Raw genomic sequence first — 16,199 nt, forward strand, 5'->3', positions numbered from 1 at the left:
AAAGAATCGTTACCTTTTTAATCTAGAAGAGCGATTATAGTATTTTTAGACAGAAAATTAATTCCCTTATGAAGAACAATGGCCCTTTATTGCATTATATTTCAAAGTATATACAGCTAACTCAAGACGAAAAAGAGGAATTCGAAAGCATTCTTATCCGAACCTGCGTTCAGAGAAAGTCATATCTCGTGCAGCCAGGAGATATGGTCAATCATATATATTTTGTATTGAGTGGCTGTTTGAAGGCTTATTATCAAGACGAAATGGGAAACATGCATATTCTTCAATTTGCCGTGGAAGATTGGTGGATTACAGATTTTGATGCCATGCACCATAAAGCTCCTGCTGCATTGTACATAAGAGCTATTGAAGATAGTTCTCTGGTCGGAATAGATATGAGATCTTTAGAACTTCTCTTTGCCCGCATTCCTAAGTTCGAGCGTTTTTTTCGAATATTATATACAAAGGCTTTTATCGCTCTACGGAAGAGGGTAATGTCCTCTTTACAGAAAAGCTGTGCAGACCGGTATTTGGAATTTTGCGAGAAATATCCTGGAATTCAAAAACGTGTAACCAATTACCATATAGCCAATTATCTAGGCGTCACGGCAGAAAGTCTTAGCAGGATTCGTAGAGTGTTAAATTGAATTTTAACTCTTTTTAACAAAATTACTTAACATTTATCAATCGAAATTTAGAGGGTCTTCACTTAAATTTGAACTATCAGTAATATATGTAGTATACTGAACACTAACCATTTACATGTTTAGCATAGAATCAAAGAGCTGATTGCTGTGGATAAAGAAAAGGCGGAGAAAATCGATGTTAAGATGAGCATATCTTTCGTCGACTCTGGGGTCAACCAAGTTGTATTCGTAAGAATGGATGGAACTTGGTTGTAATCTGCCGATATAGCCTAACGAGGTCAATAACTTCACGGTTTAAAAATAAATTCGAACAATATTGAAAAACTTTCGAGATTTGAGACCAGTGATTACCCCATTGAAGAGTCGAATGGTGGTCTCATTAACTTTCTTTTAGATATATTATTAAAGGATGAATCCAAGATAACCATTACAGGCGTTGGTTTAAGTAGTCGGTAAAGGAGAAAGATTATGAATTGGCTCAGGGAAAGAGGATCTGTAATAGTGTCGTGCGAGCCTACTCAACTTATATAATTCCATTGGGCTTTGTGCTTCATCAATTGAGTATAGGTGTGGCGTATAACCAAGTTTTCGGGACTTCCCAAGTTCGGGTCTTCTCGAAGAAGTTCCATGGCATGAAATCGGGCAGCTTTTAAAATATCATTGTCCTTCACGATATCTGCTATTCTAAGATTGAGAATTCCACTTTGTTGGGTACCCATCAGATCACCTGGTCCACGTAACTTCAAATCGACCTCTGCAATTTCAAACCCATCACTGGTACTAACCATGGTTTCTAACCGTGTTTTGGCATCGGAAGAAAGTTTTTGACCAGTCATCAATATGCAATAGCTTTGATCGGCACCACGACCTACGCGACCTCTCAATTGATGAAGTTGGGAAAGACCAAAACGTTCCGCACTTTCAATAACCATAACAGAGGCATTAGGCACATTAACACCGACTTCGATGACTGTAGTAGCTACCATAAGTTGTGTTTCTCCGCTTACGAAACGCTCCATCTCATAGTCTTTATCCGACGGCTTCATTTTTCCATGTACAATCGAAACCTGATAGTCTGGCATTGGAAATTCGCGTACAACGCTTTCATATCCATCCATTAGATCTTTATAGTCCATCGCTTCCGACTCCTGAATTAAGGGATACACGATGTACACCTGTCTTCCCTTCTTGATTTCCTCCTTAAGAAATCGAAAAACTTTAAGGCGGTTCGAATCGAACCGATGTACGGTTCTGACCCTTTTTCGTCCTGGGGGTAGTTCGTCGATTACCGAAATATCAAGGTCTCCGTACAAGCTCATGGCCAAGGTTCTAGGTATAGGCGTTGCGGTCATAACTAAAATATGGGGCGGAATATTATTTTTATGCCAGAGCTTAGCGCGCTGCGCGACTCCGAAGCGATGCTGTTCATCTATAATTGCTAATCCTAAATTCTGGTACTTCACTTTATCTTCAAGAAGGGCATGGGTGCCTACAAGAATGTCAAGTTCTCCATTTTCAAGTTGCTCATGAATGGGTTTGCGTGCCGACTTTTTTATAGAACCGGTCAATAGCGAACAAGTGACACCCGTATGCTCTAACAGGGCCGAGATACCTTGATAATGCTGATTAGCAAGAATTTCGGTGGGGGCCATCAAACAGGCCTGATATCCATTATCGATGGCCAAGAGCATGGTCATTACCGCAACAATGGTCTTCCCGGAACCGACATCACCTTGAAGTAAACGGTTCATTTGGGCGTTGCTTCCTAAGTCCCAACGAATTTCCTTGATCACACGTTTTTGTGCTTCCGTAAGTTCAAATGGCAAATGGTTCTTATAAAAATTATTGAAGCGTTCGCCTACGTGATTGAAATTATGGCCTTTGATTTTTTGTCTACGGCTTATTTTCTTGGAAATCAATTGCAGTTGCACATAAAAGAGTTCTTCGAACTTTAACCGAAATTGGGCCTTCGCCAATGCTTCCTGATTTTTGGGAAAATGTATGTTAAATAGAGCCTCGTTTTTAGATACTAATTTCAACTTATGAATCATATCATTCGATAAGGTTTCTGAAAAGCTCCCTTTTGTATCAAGAAAGAGTTGCTGAATCCATTTGTTGATGACCCGATTGGTAATCCCTTTATTGTTGAGTTTCTCGGTAGACGGATATACGGGTTGCATACTTATTTTCAATCCTTTCTCATGCTCCTTGAGCAGCTCCATTTCAGGGTGGGGCATCGAAAAAGTTCCGTTAAACCAATTGCAGCGACCAAAAATAACGTAAGGCTCGTTCACTTTTATATGCTCCCGTATCCACTTATGACCCCGAAACCATACCAGTTCCATTTCTCCACTATCATCAATAAATTTGGCCACAAGTCGTTGACCCCTTTTTTGCGCTACTGTTTTGAGATGAACGATTTTACCGATCAATTGTACATCGGCATTACTTCGCTGAAGTTCTGAGATTTTGTAATAGTGTGTTTTGTCAATATAACGACTGGGAAACAAATTCAAAAGATCTTGAAAGGTCTGAATACCTAGTTCAGATTGTAAAATTTCCGCGCGATGGGGGCCGACTCCCTTTAAATAGACGATAGGGGTTTGTAAGGTATTGCCGTTCATAGCACTAAAATAGAGGATAGGGCCAAGTACGACAAACTAAAATGGTAAATTTGGCCTACTATTTGTTTTCGACGACTACATGAGGTATTTCATTCTGTTTTTAAGTATTTGCTTTTCTTCATTGGCCCAGCATCAAGAGAAAATAGACTTTGTTCGTGGTGACGTATACATCCAGCCTGTCCCGAAAGAAAAGGAAATTCACGGAACGGTGATATATGAATTCGATGTACTTAAAGAGGCTGATTCCCTCTTTTTAGATGCCAAGAATATGGATTTTTCCGTAGTTCTATTGAACGGACAAGAAGTCGACTATAGCAATAATGGTAAAACTCTTTCCATCAGAAATACATTTAAGAAGATGAAAGGGGCTACGTTAAAACTTGTATATACCTGTAGGCCTAAGCAAACCGTCTATTTTTTGGGATGGGACGATAGTATTTCGGGAAATGAACAAATATGGACACAAGGTCAGGGAAAATATACGAGCTATTGGCTACCCAGTTTCGATGACATGGAAGAAAAGATCGAATTTGATGTAAGCCTTGCCGTTGATTCAAATTACCAAGTCGTGGCCAATGGTAGGCTTGTTGAGGAACGTCCTAAAGTAAACGGTATGCATCAATGGGTATTTGATATGCAAAGCCCTATGAGTAGTTACCTCTTGGCTTTTGCAATCGGTACGTACGCTAAAGAGACATTGGTCTCTACTTCTGGAATACCCATTGAAAATTTTTATTACCCCAAAGATAGCTTACGAGTTGAACCTACCTATCGGTATACTAGTCAAATTTTCAATTTTATGGAAAAGGAAATCGGGTTGCCTTACCCATGGCAGAACTATAAGCAAATACCTGTTCGGGATTTTCTCTACGCCGGTATGGAAAATACCGGAACTACAATTTTTTCTGATGGGTACGTAGTCGATTCTGTGGCCTTTATCGACAAGAACTACGTGAATGTCAATGCCCACGAATTAGCACATCAATGGTTTGGAAATTTGGTGACTGAAGCCAGTTCGGAACATCATTGGCTGCACGAAGGTTTCGCCACCTACTATGCTTACTTGGCAGAAAAAGAGGTTTTTGGAGATGAACATTTCTACTGGACCTTGTTGCGCACGTCGATCGAATTAAAAAGCGCTATGGAAATGCGAGATGGCCAAAGTTTACTAGATCCTAAAGCTAGCAGTCTTACTTTTTATGAAAAAGGAGCCTGGGCCCTATTCGCTTTACGGGAACGAATAGGGGAGGAGGCCTTTAAAAAAGGAATTAGAAACTATCTCGCCACCTACAGTTTTAAGAACGTTAGAGTGAATGACTTTCTGAAAGAGATGGAAGAGGCCAGCGGCACGAAATTGAAAAATTTTAAGGAAAACTGGCTTGAAAGCGATAGATTTCCTATAAAAGAAGCCGAAATGCTTCTTAAGCAAAAGGAACGATCGATAGCACTTCTCTATGAAATGAAAGCTAAATTGGAACAAGTTAAAAATCCTTTGCCACTTTCTTTGGACTATTGGAGACGTTCGAATTCCAGTGCTTTGAAGCAATATATTATCACAAATTATAATGGGACACTCCCCGCTGAGCTTATAACTTTGGCATTGGCTTCCGACGAGATTCCTATTCGTCAAAGCCTAGCTATTAAATTGGATAATATACCTTTAAACTTCAAGGCCGATTACGAATCACTATTACAAGATAAGAGTTATATCACCATAGAAAATACCCTTCTAAAACTTTGGATGTCTTTTCCACGAGACCGAAATCGTTATTTAGATAGTACAAGGGATATGATAGGGCTTCCCAACAAAAATATACGCATACTCTGGTTGACCTTGGCGATTTTGACTCAAGATTATCATCCGGAACGCTCACAACAATATTTTCTCGAACTAACGGAATATACCGGTCCTCAATTTTCATGGGAAGTTCGATTAGAGGCTTTTAGGTATCTGGGTGAGATCGGATTGTCAAAGCAAGGCCTGAAAAATTTGATTCAAGCTACGACGCACCATAGTTGGCAATTTAAAAAATATGCCCGAAATTTAGTGGATAAGCTCTTGGAGCAACCCGACTATAGAAAAAATATTGAAGACTTGGTAGAAGAACTAAAAGGTGATGAATTGCGTTATATTAAGGCGAAACTTCTGAATAAATGAGAGCATTGGTTATATCTGGCGGCGGTAGTAAAGGGGCCTTTGCAGGCGGGGTAGCACAATACCTCATGCAAGAGCTAAACTTCTCTTACGATCTATTTCTGGGCACTTCAACAGGAAGTTTGCTTATTTCCCATTTGGCCCTTCAAAAGATTAAAAAAATAAAAGAGGTATATACCTCTGTAAATCAAGATAGTATTTTTAGTAACTGTCCCTTTACCATCCAAAAGAGATATGGCATTCAAACCATTGGCATAGACCACTGGAACGTGCTCAAGAATTTTTACAAGGGGAGTAAGACTTTCGGCGAAAGCCATAATCTATTGGCATTAATTAAAAATACACTTACAAAAAGTGAGTTTCGAACCTTGAAGCATGGCCCAAAGGAAATTATTGTCACCGTTTCGAATCTTTCGCTAAATCAGGTGGAATACAAGAGTATCAACGACTATTCCTATGAGGAGTTCTGTGAATGGATTTGGATTTCTTGCAATTACACCCCGTTCATGAGCCTTGTTCGTAAAGACGGCTGTGAATATGCCGATGGTGGATTAGGAAATATGGTACCCATTGAAGAGGCTATTAAAAGAGGTGCCAAGGAAGTCGATGTAATTATACTTCAGACTGAAATCAGTCACCTGAATAGGCTGCCTTCAAAAAATCCGTTTTCGCTCTTGACAACCATGTTTGAGTACATGCTTGATAGAATCGAGCATCAAAACATCCGTATTGGCAAATATGTCGCCAACCATAATGATGCTATAATTAATTTTTATTACACGCCCACAGTACTCACTACAAATTCACTGATTTTCGACAAGGATAAAATGACAGCCTGGTGGGAAAGTGGGTATAATTTCGCAAAATACAAAAACACCGAGCTCAACCAGATAGAACCAGAGTTCGAGTGACAGCCTGTTTACGTTTTACCAAATTTCGCCAATTTCTTTTTTGACAAAAGAAAGTGCAGTGGATGATGGGGATTGTTTGTCCATGGTTTCGGTTAAAATGTCTTCGCGAAGTTTGTCGGCAGAATCGGTCTCGCTCATGGCAGCCTTTCGAATCATCTGAATCGTGGCACTTTTGGCCGCCTTTATAACGTTCCAACACTCATCGGTCATGTAAATCTGCTGAGAAAGGTTATGGTCGAACTCGTTTTCGATACTTTTAATGAGCAGTGCCTCATAGGCATTCTTGTCTGCGGTCTTGGGTGCGACACGAACGACTAGGCTCGGTATGGCAATCCTTTCGAGAAAAAGCGCCATCCTTTCGTAGGCTTGCAACCTGATGGGCAATGCATTCTTTTGAGCTTCTTTGTGAAGCAAGAACCTTCTGCGGCCATCTTCGTTTTTGGTATGTAGTTTAAAAAAATAGAAAGCGACCACCCCGGTGACGACGGCAGGCAATAAAAATCCGAACATTTGTAAAATAGCTTCTCCTGACATGGTTTTTGTATTTATGTTGGAGATAGAACGAAGTATTTTAGCAAAAAGTATATCGAATAATACTAGCGCTTATCCTTTCATATTCTCTCGAACCATTAAATAAAACCCTGTATAATTTGGGTGGATGCTAATCTGAACACCTTCTTTAAGATTTCCATCTCGGCCCAAGGTCATGATGCGTTCGGGGGCAATATCAAACTTACTTTGTAGTAGAGTGGCTACCGCCATGGCCTGCTGCGCAGGTATTTCAAGGTTACCCGTCATACTTAGCCCCTCGATGGTAACCGCCGTGTTTGGGTTAGCTTTTAAAATATTGGCGATTTTTTCTACCCATGCCTCAGATTCGGCAGTAATCGTAGTTCCTGTATCCTTTCCAAAAAGGGCTTCAAGTTTCGATAAAATAGTCACCGAACCCTCAGAAACACCAATTTTGGCATTTTCGCCTAGGGTTTGTTTGGCGTTTGTCAGAACGACGATGGTAGTGGAATCATTACTTGAAATGGCATCCTTAATAAACTTTAGTTGGCGCTCTTTGGCTTCAAGACTTTCCATCGCACTATTGACGATATTGGAATTTTTGTTAGATACCTCTGCAAAACTGTTGAGGTTTTGCATGAGCGTATTGTTGGCATCTTGGAGTTCAGTAACTTGAGATTCAAAGGATTCGGCTTTCGCTTGGGCAACCTTTTCATTTTTTCTCGCATCGAAAACCTCGGCATTAAGAGAATCTACCTGCGATTTAAGGTGGTCTATTTCAGCGATAAGATCGCTCTTTCGTTGTGCATGTAGGGAGAAGGACGCTAATAGAAAAAAGAATATAAGGGGTAATGATCTTTTCATATATAGGGGGTTAATTTTTTATCGTTTAAGATGTTTAACAAATTACTGTTCTAGGACAAAAGTATACTATTTCATCGTTTTTTCTAAATTCTTGTTTCCAAGGTACTGACATTCAAACAATTTTTGCGCATCTTCAAAAGGTACTTTAGCTTTGGTATACCCGTATAGAGAAGCCAGATTTCGATTCAATTGGTCATCATCAATATTGACCTGTATGTCTTCCATAGTAAACTGACATGGATGTTCGTACCCAGAAGCATGGGTAATTTCAAGAAGTTCCTTTCTGAACGTTTTAAAATATTGTGCGAGCCTTTCTGACTTAATTGGAATGTCGATACCGTTTTGCAACCATTTGTTCTGTGTGGCGACCCCGGATGGACATCGGTTCGTGTGGCATACTTGTGCCTGTATGCAGCCGATACTCATCATCGCTTCCCTTGCCACATTGATACAATCGACTCCCATGGCAAAAGCCATCGCCGCCTTGGCCGGAAAGCCAAGCTTACCACTTCCTATAAAAACGATTCTATCGGTAATTTTCCTTTTTAAAAAGACTTTGTACAAACTTGAGAATCCATAGACCCAGGGGAGCGAGACGTGATCTGCAAAGGAAGGAGGGGCTGCACCGGTTCCGCCTTCACCTCCGTCAACGGTTATAAAATCGGGACCTTTTCCAGTTTTGACCATTAAATCGGCAAGTTCTTCCCATTGATCCAGCTTTCCAATTGCCGCCTTGATTCCTACGGGAAGCCCAGTTTCTTCAGCGATTTCCTCAATGAGTAACATAAGTTCTGAAACTGTATCGAATGCCTTGTGGGTAGCTGGTGAAATAACATCTTTACCGACCTCGACTCCTCTTATTTCAGCGAGTTCCGGGGTGATTTTAGCTCCGGGCAAGACCCCTCCTTTACCTGGTTTGGCACCTTGCGACAATTTAATTTCAACTGCCTTGATACAGTTATTTTGCTCTACCAACTTCTTTAATTTTTCCATGGAAAAGTTTCCATCGGGCGTCCTGACTCCAAAATAACCTGTTCCGAAATGAAAAATGACATTACCACCTTGTTGATGATAGGGAGAGAGTCCGCCTTCACCCGTGTTATGGTATGCACCGGCTTTTTGAACACCTCGGTTTAAGGCCTCTATAGCCCTTGCCGACAACGATCCGAAACTCATAGCAGAAACATTGATTACCGATGCGGGTCTATATGGTTTTCTTCGTTGATTATATTGCCCCATTACTTTCGCGCAGGGAATGAAGGTCTTATCTGTGTAGTTAGGGTGCCCCTCACCGATTTTAAACGCCATCATTTGGTTCTTTACGAAAATATACTGATGATCGTATATATCACGTTCGGTTCCGAAACCTTCATAATTATTCTCTTTTTTTGCTGAAGCATATATCCACCCTCTTTCGATACGATTGAATGGTAACTCTTCGCGGTTATTAGCCACAAAGTACTGGCGCATTTCCGGGCCGATACTTTCTAACCAGTACCGTAAGTGCCCTACAATGGGATAGTTGTGCGAGATGGTATGAGCACGCTGAAAAAAGATGTCACGAAGGGCGACTAGCAACAAGAAAAGTAAGATCCAAATCCACCAAGGGATATTTCCTATAAAAGACAAGGCTTGCTCCATTACTTCTAATTATGATTTTGAAAATGAACAGACAAAGCTATTTTTCCTGATTTAAGTAGTCCAAACTCATTTCTGTCAGTGCCCGAACCCCTAAGAGAAGGCCGCTATCATCAATACTAAAATCTGGTGTATGATGGGGAAAGGATTCTAGGGTTCCCGGAGTCATTCCCCCTAAAAAGAAAAAGAAACCGGGGACTTCGTTTTGAAAGTATGAAAAATCTTCCCCTCCGGTATCGGCATTGCGTATTTGAACATTCGCATTCCCAGCAACCTTTTGCAGAGTAGGAAGCATTTTAGCGACCAATTCAGGATCATTGTAGGTAATATCGGTATTACTTTTGATTTCGATTTCAGCTGCTCCACCGTAAGCCTTTGCTATTGCCGGAACCATTTCTTTCATCCTGTTCGTAATCAGTTTCTGCATATCATAGTCTAAAGTACGTATCGTTCCAATCATTTCAGCTTGTTCGGGTATAATATTGAACCTTACCCCGCTAGTGATCTTCCCTACTGAAATAACAGCGGCTTCTTTGGTCAAATCCGTTTCGCGGCTAATAATGGTCTGCAGGCCGTCAATTATTTTGGCGCTGATCAAAATGGGATCGATTCCCTTCCATGGTTTAGAACCATGGGTTTGTTTTCCTTTAACGGATATAACGAAACGTTGTACGGCGGCCATAGTGCCCCCTGACTTATATTTTAGGACTCCTGTGGGAATACCTGAATTAATATGAAGGCCGAAAATAGCATTGACATCAGGATTTTTGAGCACGCCCTCTTTTACCATTAACAACGCCCCACCTTCTTCCCCGGGAGGCGGTCCCTCTTCTGCAGGTTGAAAAATAAACTTCACGGTGCCTCTTATGGCATCTTTATGCTTCGAAAGTACTTCGGCCACGCCCATCAAAATAGCCATGTGTGCGTCGTGCCCGCAGGCATGCATTACCCCTACTTCTTGACCTAGAAAAGTCGATGTAACGGTTGATTTAAAAGGAAGGTCATTTCGTTCGGTAACTGGAAGGGCATCCATATCGGCCCTTAAGGCGATTACTTTTCCCGGCATATTTCCCTTCAGGATGCCGACTACACCGGTATGTGCGACACCCTGCTGTAATTCTAAGCCCAAACGCTGAAGGTGGGCAGCGATTTTCTCTGCAGTTTTGAACTCCCGGTTCGAAAGCTCGGGATTTTCGTGAAAATGCCTGCGCCATTCGATTACCTTATTTTCAACTTTCTTATAATCCTTCTTTAAATCCGGTTTTTGTGCAGTAACGTAGTGGCTACAACATACTAATATCGTTAATAAAAATGCTTTCATTTCTTAGAGTTTGATAAATATAGGGGAATACACCATGAAGTTCCAAATTACTGACCAGCTATGGTACGCTATAAAATTTAATAAGCTTCACTTATCTTTTTAAGGAAACGACCGCTCATAATCTTGGACAATGTTTATAAATGCGGCGAAGTACATTTTTCGATAAGCTGATTTATGGCTAAATTCACGTTTTGCTAAAGACGATGTAATTGAAGAATTTTATAGAACAGTTGAATGATGCCCAAAAGGCCCCCGTACTGCATAAAGACGGACCTTTAATGGTAATTGCCGGTGCCGGTTCTGGAAAGACGCGGGTACTGACCTACCGTATAGCACATCTAATGGAACAAGGTGTTGATGCTTTTAATATTCTTGCTTTGACATTCACGAACAAGGCTGCACGGGAAATGAAAAAACGAATTGCCGATATCGTCGGGAATTCCGAGGCCAAAAACTTGTGGATGGGTACTTTTCACTCAGTGTTCGCCAAACTATTGCGTTTTGATGGTGACAAGTTGGGCTATCCCAGTAATTTCACCATTTATGACACCCAAGACTCGCAGCGTCTCATTGCTTCCATTATTAAGGAAATGGGATTGGACAAGGATATTTACAAATACAAGCAAATACAGAACCGAATTTCTTCCTATAAGAATAGCCTGATTACCGTTAAGGCTTATTTTCAAAACCCGGAACTCGTAGAGGCTGATGCCATGGCCAAGCGGCCCAGAACCGGAGAAATATATCAAAATTATGTAGATCGCTGTTTCAAGGCGGGGGCTATGGACTTTGATGATTTACTCTTACGCACCAATGAACTTCTGACCCGCTTTCCGGAAGTGCTAATGAAATACCAGGACCGCTTTCGATATATACTCGTTGACGAGTACCAAGATACCAATCATTCTCAATACTTGATTGTCAAGGCTTTATCAGATCGCTACCAAAATATATGTGTCGTTGGCGATGATGCCCAAAGTATATACTCGTTCAGGGGAGCCAATATCAGCAATATTTTGAATTTTCAGCGTGACTATGACGATGTGGCCGTGTATCGTCTGGAGCAAAATTATCGCTCTACAAAAAATATTGTAAATGCGGCCAACTCGATTATTGCCAAGAACAAGAATCAATTGGAAAAGGTAGTTTGGACTGCCAATGACGAGGGTGCAATGATCAAGGTACACCTGAGTCCGACAGATGCCGAAGAGGGCAGGTTCGTTGCCGGCTCGATCTGGGAAAACAAAATGAACCATCATTTACCCAACGGAAATTTTGCGGTACTTTATCGAACGAACTCACAATCAAGGTCGATTGAAGATGCCTTGCGTAAGCGCGATATACCTTACCGAATCTATGGTGGCCTATCATTTTATCAACGTAAGGAAATAAAGGATGTGCTAAGCTACCTACGGTTGGTGATCAACCCTAAAGATGAAGAGGCGTTGAAACGCATCATTAATTTTCCGTCACGTGGTATTGGGCAGACCACCTTGGATAGATTGACGGTAGCTGCCAATCATTACAATCGCTCTATTTTTGAGGTTATTGAGAATCTTGACAAAATCGACCTAAAGATCAACTCCGGTACAAAACGAAAATTAGAAGATTTTGCCAATATGATCAAGAGCTTCCAAATTATGAATGAAGGCTCAGATGCTTTCACCTTGGCCGAACATGTTTCCAAAAAGACCGGTATTCTTTTGGAGTTCAAAAAGGATGGTACTCCTGAGGGTATTGCCCGTATGGAGAATATTGAAGAGCTGCTAAACGGTATCAAGGATTTTGTGGAAGGTCAGAAGGAATTGGCGGATGCTACGGGCAACCTCCAAGAATTTTTGGAAGATGTAGCCCTCGCCACCGATTTGGATAAAGATACCGGCGATGAAGATAGGGTGGCTCTGATGACCATACATCTTGCTAAGGGACTTGAATTTCCGTATGTATATGTTGTGGGTATGGAAGAAGATCTTTTCCCTTCTGCGATGAGCATGAATACACGTAGCGAACTCGAGGAAGAACGCAGACTGTTCTACGTGGCGCTGACACGGGCCGAAAAACAGGCGTACTTGACCTATACGCAAAATCGATACCGGTGGGGCAAACTCATCGATGCGGAGCCGAGCAGGTTTTTGGAGGAAATAGATGAAAAATTTGTAGAAAACCTCACCCCTATAGATACCGGCTATCGGTATAAACCCTTGATAGATTCCGATATTTTCGGTGATGTCGATAAGAGCAGGTTACGAAAGGAAAAACCGGTGAACGGCGTGCCCCCTAGCGTAAGAAAACCCAATGAGAACCAATTACGGAAATTACGCAAGTTAAAACCACAATTGGCCGAACCGGTAGACCACAAAATAATCATTGACCCTAATCTTTCCGAAGGCAGTCTGGTCAACCATTCGAGATTTGGACGGGGAAAAGTTCTCAAAATTGAAGGAATCGGTAATGATAAAAAGGCCGAAATCAAATTTGATCATGGTGACGTTAAAAAGCTTTTATTACGGTTTGCCCGACTCGAAATAATCGAATAGAACGCTTTGAAACAAACTGTCTGCGACCATTGTACCTTATGGGGTTGATCGCTAATGGATTACTTGACTTCCCAATTCCCCTCAATGATGGCCGCCCTCGTTATATCCTTCATTTCTTTTTTAAATTACAATGAAATACTTTTGTATTACGGCTTTTTCAATACCTTTTAAAGAAAGGGAAAGGTATTCTGATGTTCATTATATTTATAATATGATCTTGATACTATCAGTAGTCCATAAATCGGTAGCGGTTCTACGCGGCATCAATTTTATGGCTTACATTTAGACCCAAATCAGTTGGTATGGCAGATTTCATAAAATTATATGAGGAAAATCCTGAACCGCGTTTTGTCAAAAGGGTAGTGGAAGTGCTTCGAAAAGGTGGCCTGGTCATTTATCCGACCGATACAGTATATGGCCTAGGTTGCGATATTACCAATTCTAGAGCTTTAGAAAAGATTGCCAGAATAAAAGGTGTAAAATTGGCCAAAGCGAATTGGTCGTTTATTTGTGCCGATTTGAGTAATCTTTCCGATTATGTCAAGCAAATCGATACGCCTACCTTCAAAATACTAAAGAGGGCTCTTCCTGGTCCGTATACCTTCATTCTTCCCGGCAATAATAATTTACCCAAAGATTTTAAAAAGAAAAAGACGGTCGGTATACGTGTACCTGACAACGGTATAGCACACTCTTTGGTAGAGGGCTTGGGAAATCCTATCGTTTCGACATCGATTCACGATGAAGATGAAGTATTGGAATATACTACCGATCCTGAATTAATATTTGAAAAATGGCAAAATTTGGTAGATGTGGTCATCGATGGAGGGTATGGGGATAACGTGGCCTCTACGGTAGTCGACCTTTCAGGACCACAACCTGTTATTGTAAGGGAAGGTAAAGGCGATACCGACATTTTTTACTGAAGACTAAAATTCAGACCTATTAAAATACAAGCAAATAAAAAACCGCGGTCGCAAGGCCGCGGTTTTTTTAATTGTAAGATGGAATTAGTTATTGATCGCTGGATCTTTCATTCCTTCTTCGATCATGCTATAGAACTGATCGATTTTTGGAAGCACTACGATACGGGTTCTTCTATTTTTGGACTTTTCGGTCTGCGATACCGGAATATATTCAGATCTACCAGCGGCGGTCATACGCTTGGGATCAACACCGTAATCTTTCTGCAAAATACGGACTACAGAGGTAGCGCGTTTTACACTAAGGTCCCAGTTGTCCAAAAGCACTGGCCTTCCCGCAGTGTAAGGTACATCATCGGTGTGACCCTCGACCATGAATTCAAAATCGGGCTTGTTGTTGACCACTTGTGCCACTTTGCCTAAAACTTCCTTGGCCCTATTGGTAACCGTATAGCTTCCGCTGCTAAACAATAACTTATCGGAAATCGATACAAAAACAACGCCTTTTTCAACGCTAATTTCAATATCCTCGTCATCTAAATTACCCAAGACCCCTTTTAAACTCTGCACCAAGGCCAGGTTCACAGAATCTCTTCTTGTGATGGCATCTTGAAGTTTACGAATTGTTAAATCCTTTTCCTTGAGACTTTCCAAAGATTTTTCCAGGTTCTCGGCCCCTTTGGTGGTCAAAGTAGTGAGATTACCCATATTATTGATCAACTCTTGGTTGTTGGCCTTTAAGAAGGCATTCTGATCTTGTAAAGTTTTCATTCTCGAAGTAGCCGTTGCTTTCTCCTCCAGACAATCGTTTAGTTTAACCGTTGCAGAATTAAGAAGATCCTGTGTTTCTTTTTGCTTGGCCTCTAAATCAGCATATTTTTTCTGGGATACACAAGAAGATAATAACAGTGTGATACCCAAACAGCCTAAAATGATTCTTTTCATAAGTGATGTATTGAAATTGATAAGTATTAAATTATTTGTTTTATAACATTGGTCCGTGTAAATAAGCTACAAAATTATGTATCACGCAAATTTACTATTTGTAAAATTAGTTAATCTTTTACTAAAACGTTAAAATTATTTACATGATGTACGAAATGAGACCATACAATGGACTTTGTAATATAATATTTTAATATAAAATTAGCCTTTTCCCTTTTGCGATACATTTTCCGGAAATTTCGATAGAAACTAAGATGTGCTTTCAAAATGGCTGCACAATGACTAAATTTTAGTTGAAAAATAAAGCGTAATACCGCAATTCCATCCAGCAAAAGCCGTACCAGGATTATTATCAATGCCTTTCTTCTAGGAAGATTTTTAGTTATTGAGAACAAAGAATTCCTAAAATTAAGATATGTTTTTCTAGGGTTCATATTACTTAGGGTCGATCCGCCCAAATGATATACTTTGGATAGACCCACATAGTAGACTTTGTGCCCTTCGTTTTTTGCCCGCCAACACAGATCGACCTCCTCTTGGTGGGCAAAATAGTCTTCGTCAAAGCCATCAAGTTCCCAAAAGACCTCCTTTTTAATAAACATACAGGCCCCAGTGGCCCAAAATATCTCGGTAATATCGTCGTATTGACCTGTATCTTTTTCTAAAGACTGAAAAATGCGACCTCGGCAAAGGGGATAGCCAAGTTGATCGATAAAGCCCCCGGCAGCTCCGGCATATTCAAAATGATCTTTATTCATCAAATCAAGTATTTTTGGCTGTATGATTGCCACCTCGGGTTTTTCCGAAAAAACCTTCAAAATAGGATCTATCCAACCTTCGGTCACTTCAACATCGGAGTTTAGAAGACAAAATAGGTCCGCTTCAATATGTTTTAGACCTTCGTTATAGCCTTTTGCAAATCCGCCATTTTCTTTGTTCTGAATAATTTGGACCGTAGGGAAGTTTGATTTAATGAAATTGACCGAGTCGTCAGTAGAGGCGTTGTCCACGACATAAACCGGGACGCCTTTTGACCAACGTATAACAGATGGGAGGTACCGTTCTAAAAGTACTTCCCCGTTCCAATTCAATATGACGATGGCTGTGCGCAAAACGATGGCAAA

The 16,199-nt window shown here is 40.8% G+C and carries 13 protein-coding genes; 6 read left to right on the forward strand and 7 right to left on the reverse strand.

The window, feature by feature from the left end; genetic code table 11:
* Positions 1-68: 68 nt before the first annotated feature.
* Entirely contained in the window at positions 69-647 is a 579-nt protein-coding gene (locus tag F2B13_RS02535) for a Crp/Fnr family transcriptional regulator (RefSeq protein WP_149303004.1), read from the forward strand.
* 141 nt (positions 648-788) lie between these two features.
* A complete protein-coding gene (locus F2B13_RS02540) occupies positions 789-902 on the forward strand; it encodes a heme-binding protein (RefSeq protein WP_262713968.1) in 114 nt (37 codons plus the stop codon).
* Positions 903-1,165: 263 nt separating this feature from the next.
* Here F2B13_RS02540 and recG read toward each other — a convergent pair whose 3' ends face one another.
* The gene (gene recG, locus F2B13_RS02545; protein WP_149303007.1) at positions 1,166-3,271 is read right to left on the reverse strand and encodes an ATP-dependent DNA helicase RecG; all 2,106 of its coding nucleotides are present in this window, start codon (positions 3,269-3,271) and stop codon (positions 1,166-1,168) included.
* Between the two features lie 79 nt (positions 3,272-3,350).
* On the opposite strand from recG, the gene F2B13_RS02550 reads away from it, so the two are divergent.
* Together F2B13_RS02550 and F2B13_RS02555 are read left to right on the forward strand one after the other, a co-directional pair.
* A complete protein-coding gene (locus tag F2B13_RS02550; RefSeq protein WP_149303009.1) occupies positions 3,351-5,429 on the forward strand; it encodes a M1 family metallopeptidase in 2,079 nt (692 codons plus the stop codon).
* Positions 5,426-6,337, forward strand: coding sequence for a patatin-like phospholipase family protein (locus tag F2B13_RS02555; protein WP_149303011.1), 912 nt, complete (start codon positions 5,426-5,428; stop codon positions 6,335-6,337). The genes F2B13_RS02550 and F2B13_RS02555 overlap by 4 nt, the downstream gene beginning before the upstream one ends.
* Positions 6,338-6,352: 15 nt before the next feature.
* Here the strand turns inward: F2B13_RS02555 and F2B13_RS02560 are convergent, their stop codons facing one another.
* The 4 genes from F2B13_RS02560 to F2B13_RS02575 all read right to left on the reverse strand — a co-directional run bounded on the left by F2B13_RS02560 (position 6,353) and on the right by F2B13_RS02575 (position 10,670).
* On the reverse strand, positions 6,353-6,871 hold the full coding sequence (locus F2B13_RS02560; RefSeq protein ID WP_149303013.1) for a DUF7935 family protein: 519 nt from the start codon (positions 6,869-6,871) through the stop codon (positions 6,353-6,355).
* Positions 6,872-6,940: 69 nt separating this feature from the next.
* Positions 6,941-7,711: an OmpA family protein gene (locus F2B13_RS02565; RefSeq protein ID WP_149303015.1), complete on the reverse strand. Its 771-nt coding sequence runs from the start codon at positions 7,709-7,711 to the stop codon at positions 6,941-6,943.
* Positions 7,712-7,777: 66 nt separating this feature from the next.
* Positions 7,778-9,352 (reverse strand): FMN-binding glutamate synthase family protein, encoded by a 1,575-nt coding sequence (locus F2B13_RS02570; RefSeq protein ID WP_149303017.1) that lies wholly within the window; start codon positions 9,350-9,352, stop codon positions 7,778-7,780.
* Between the two features lie 37 nt (positions 9,353-9,389).
* Positions 9,390-10,670 (reverse strand): amidohydrolase, encoded by a 1,281-nt coding sequence (locus F2B13_RS02575; RefSeq protein ID WP_149303019.1) that lies wholly within the window; start codon positions 10,668-10,670, stop codon positions 9,390-9,392.
* A 209-nt stretch (positions 10,671-10,879) separates the two neighbouring features.
* On the opposite strand from F2B13_RS02575, the gene F2B13_RS02580 reads away from it, so the two are divergent.
* The gene (locus tag F2B13_RS02580; protein ID WP_149303021.1) at positions 10,880-13,207 is read left to right on the forward strand and encodes an ATP-dependent helicase; all 2,328 of its coding nucleotides are present in this window, start codon (positions 10,880-10,882) and stop codon (positions 13,205-13,207) included.
* Between the two features lie 302 nt (positions 13,208-13,509).
* Positions 13,510-14,133 (forward strand): L-threonylcarbamoyladenylate synthase, encoded by a 624-nt coding sequence (locus F2B13_RS02585; protein ID WP_149303023.1) that lies wholly within the window; start codon positions 13,510-13,512, stop codon positions 14,131-14,133.
* Between the two features lie 84 nt (positions 14,134-14,217).
* Here F2B13_RS02585 and F2B13_RS02590 read toward each other — a convergent pair whose 3' ends face one another.
* Together F2B13_RS02590 and F2B13_RS02595 are read right to left on the reverse strand one after the other, a co-directional pair.
* Positions 14,218-15,075 carry an OmpA/MotB family protein gene (locus F2B13_RS02590; RefSeq protein WP_149275722.1) on the reverse strand — a complete coding sequence of 286 codons (858 nt, stop codon included), beginning with the start codon at positions 15,073-15,075 and terminating at the stop codon, positions 14,218-14,220.
* A gap of 110 nt (positions 15,076-15,185) precedes the next feature.
* Positions 15,186-16,187, reverse strand: a complete 1,002-nt coding sequence (locus tag F2B13_RS02595) for a glycosyltransferase family 2 protein (protein ID WP_149303025.1) — start codon at positions 16,185-16,187, stop codon at positions 15,186-15,188.
* Between the last annotated feature and the right edge of the window lie 12 nt (positions 16,188-16,199).

The sequence above is a fragment of the Pareuzebyella sediminis genome, from assembly GCF_008367235.1.
GTDB classification, from domain to species: Bacteria; Bacteroidota; Bacteroidia; order Flavobacteriales; family Flavobacteriaceae; genus Pareuzebyella; species Pareuzebyella sediminis.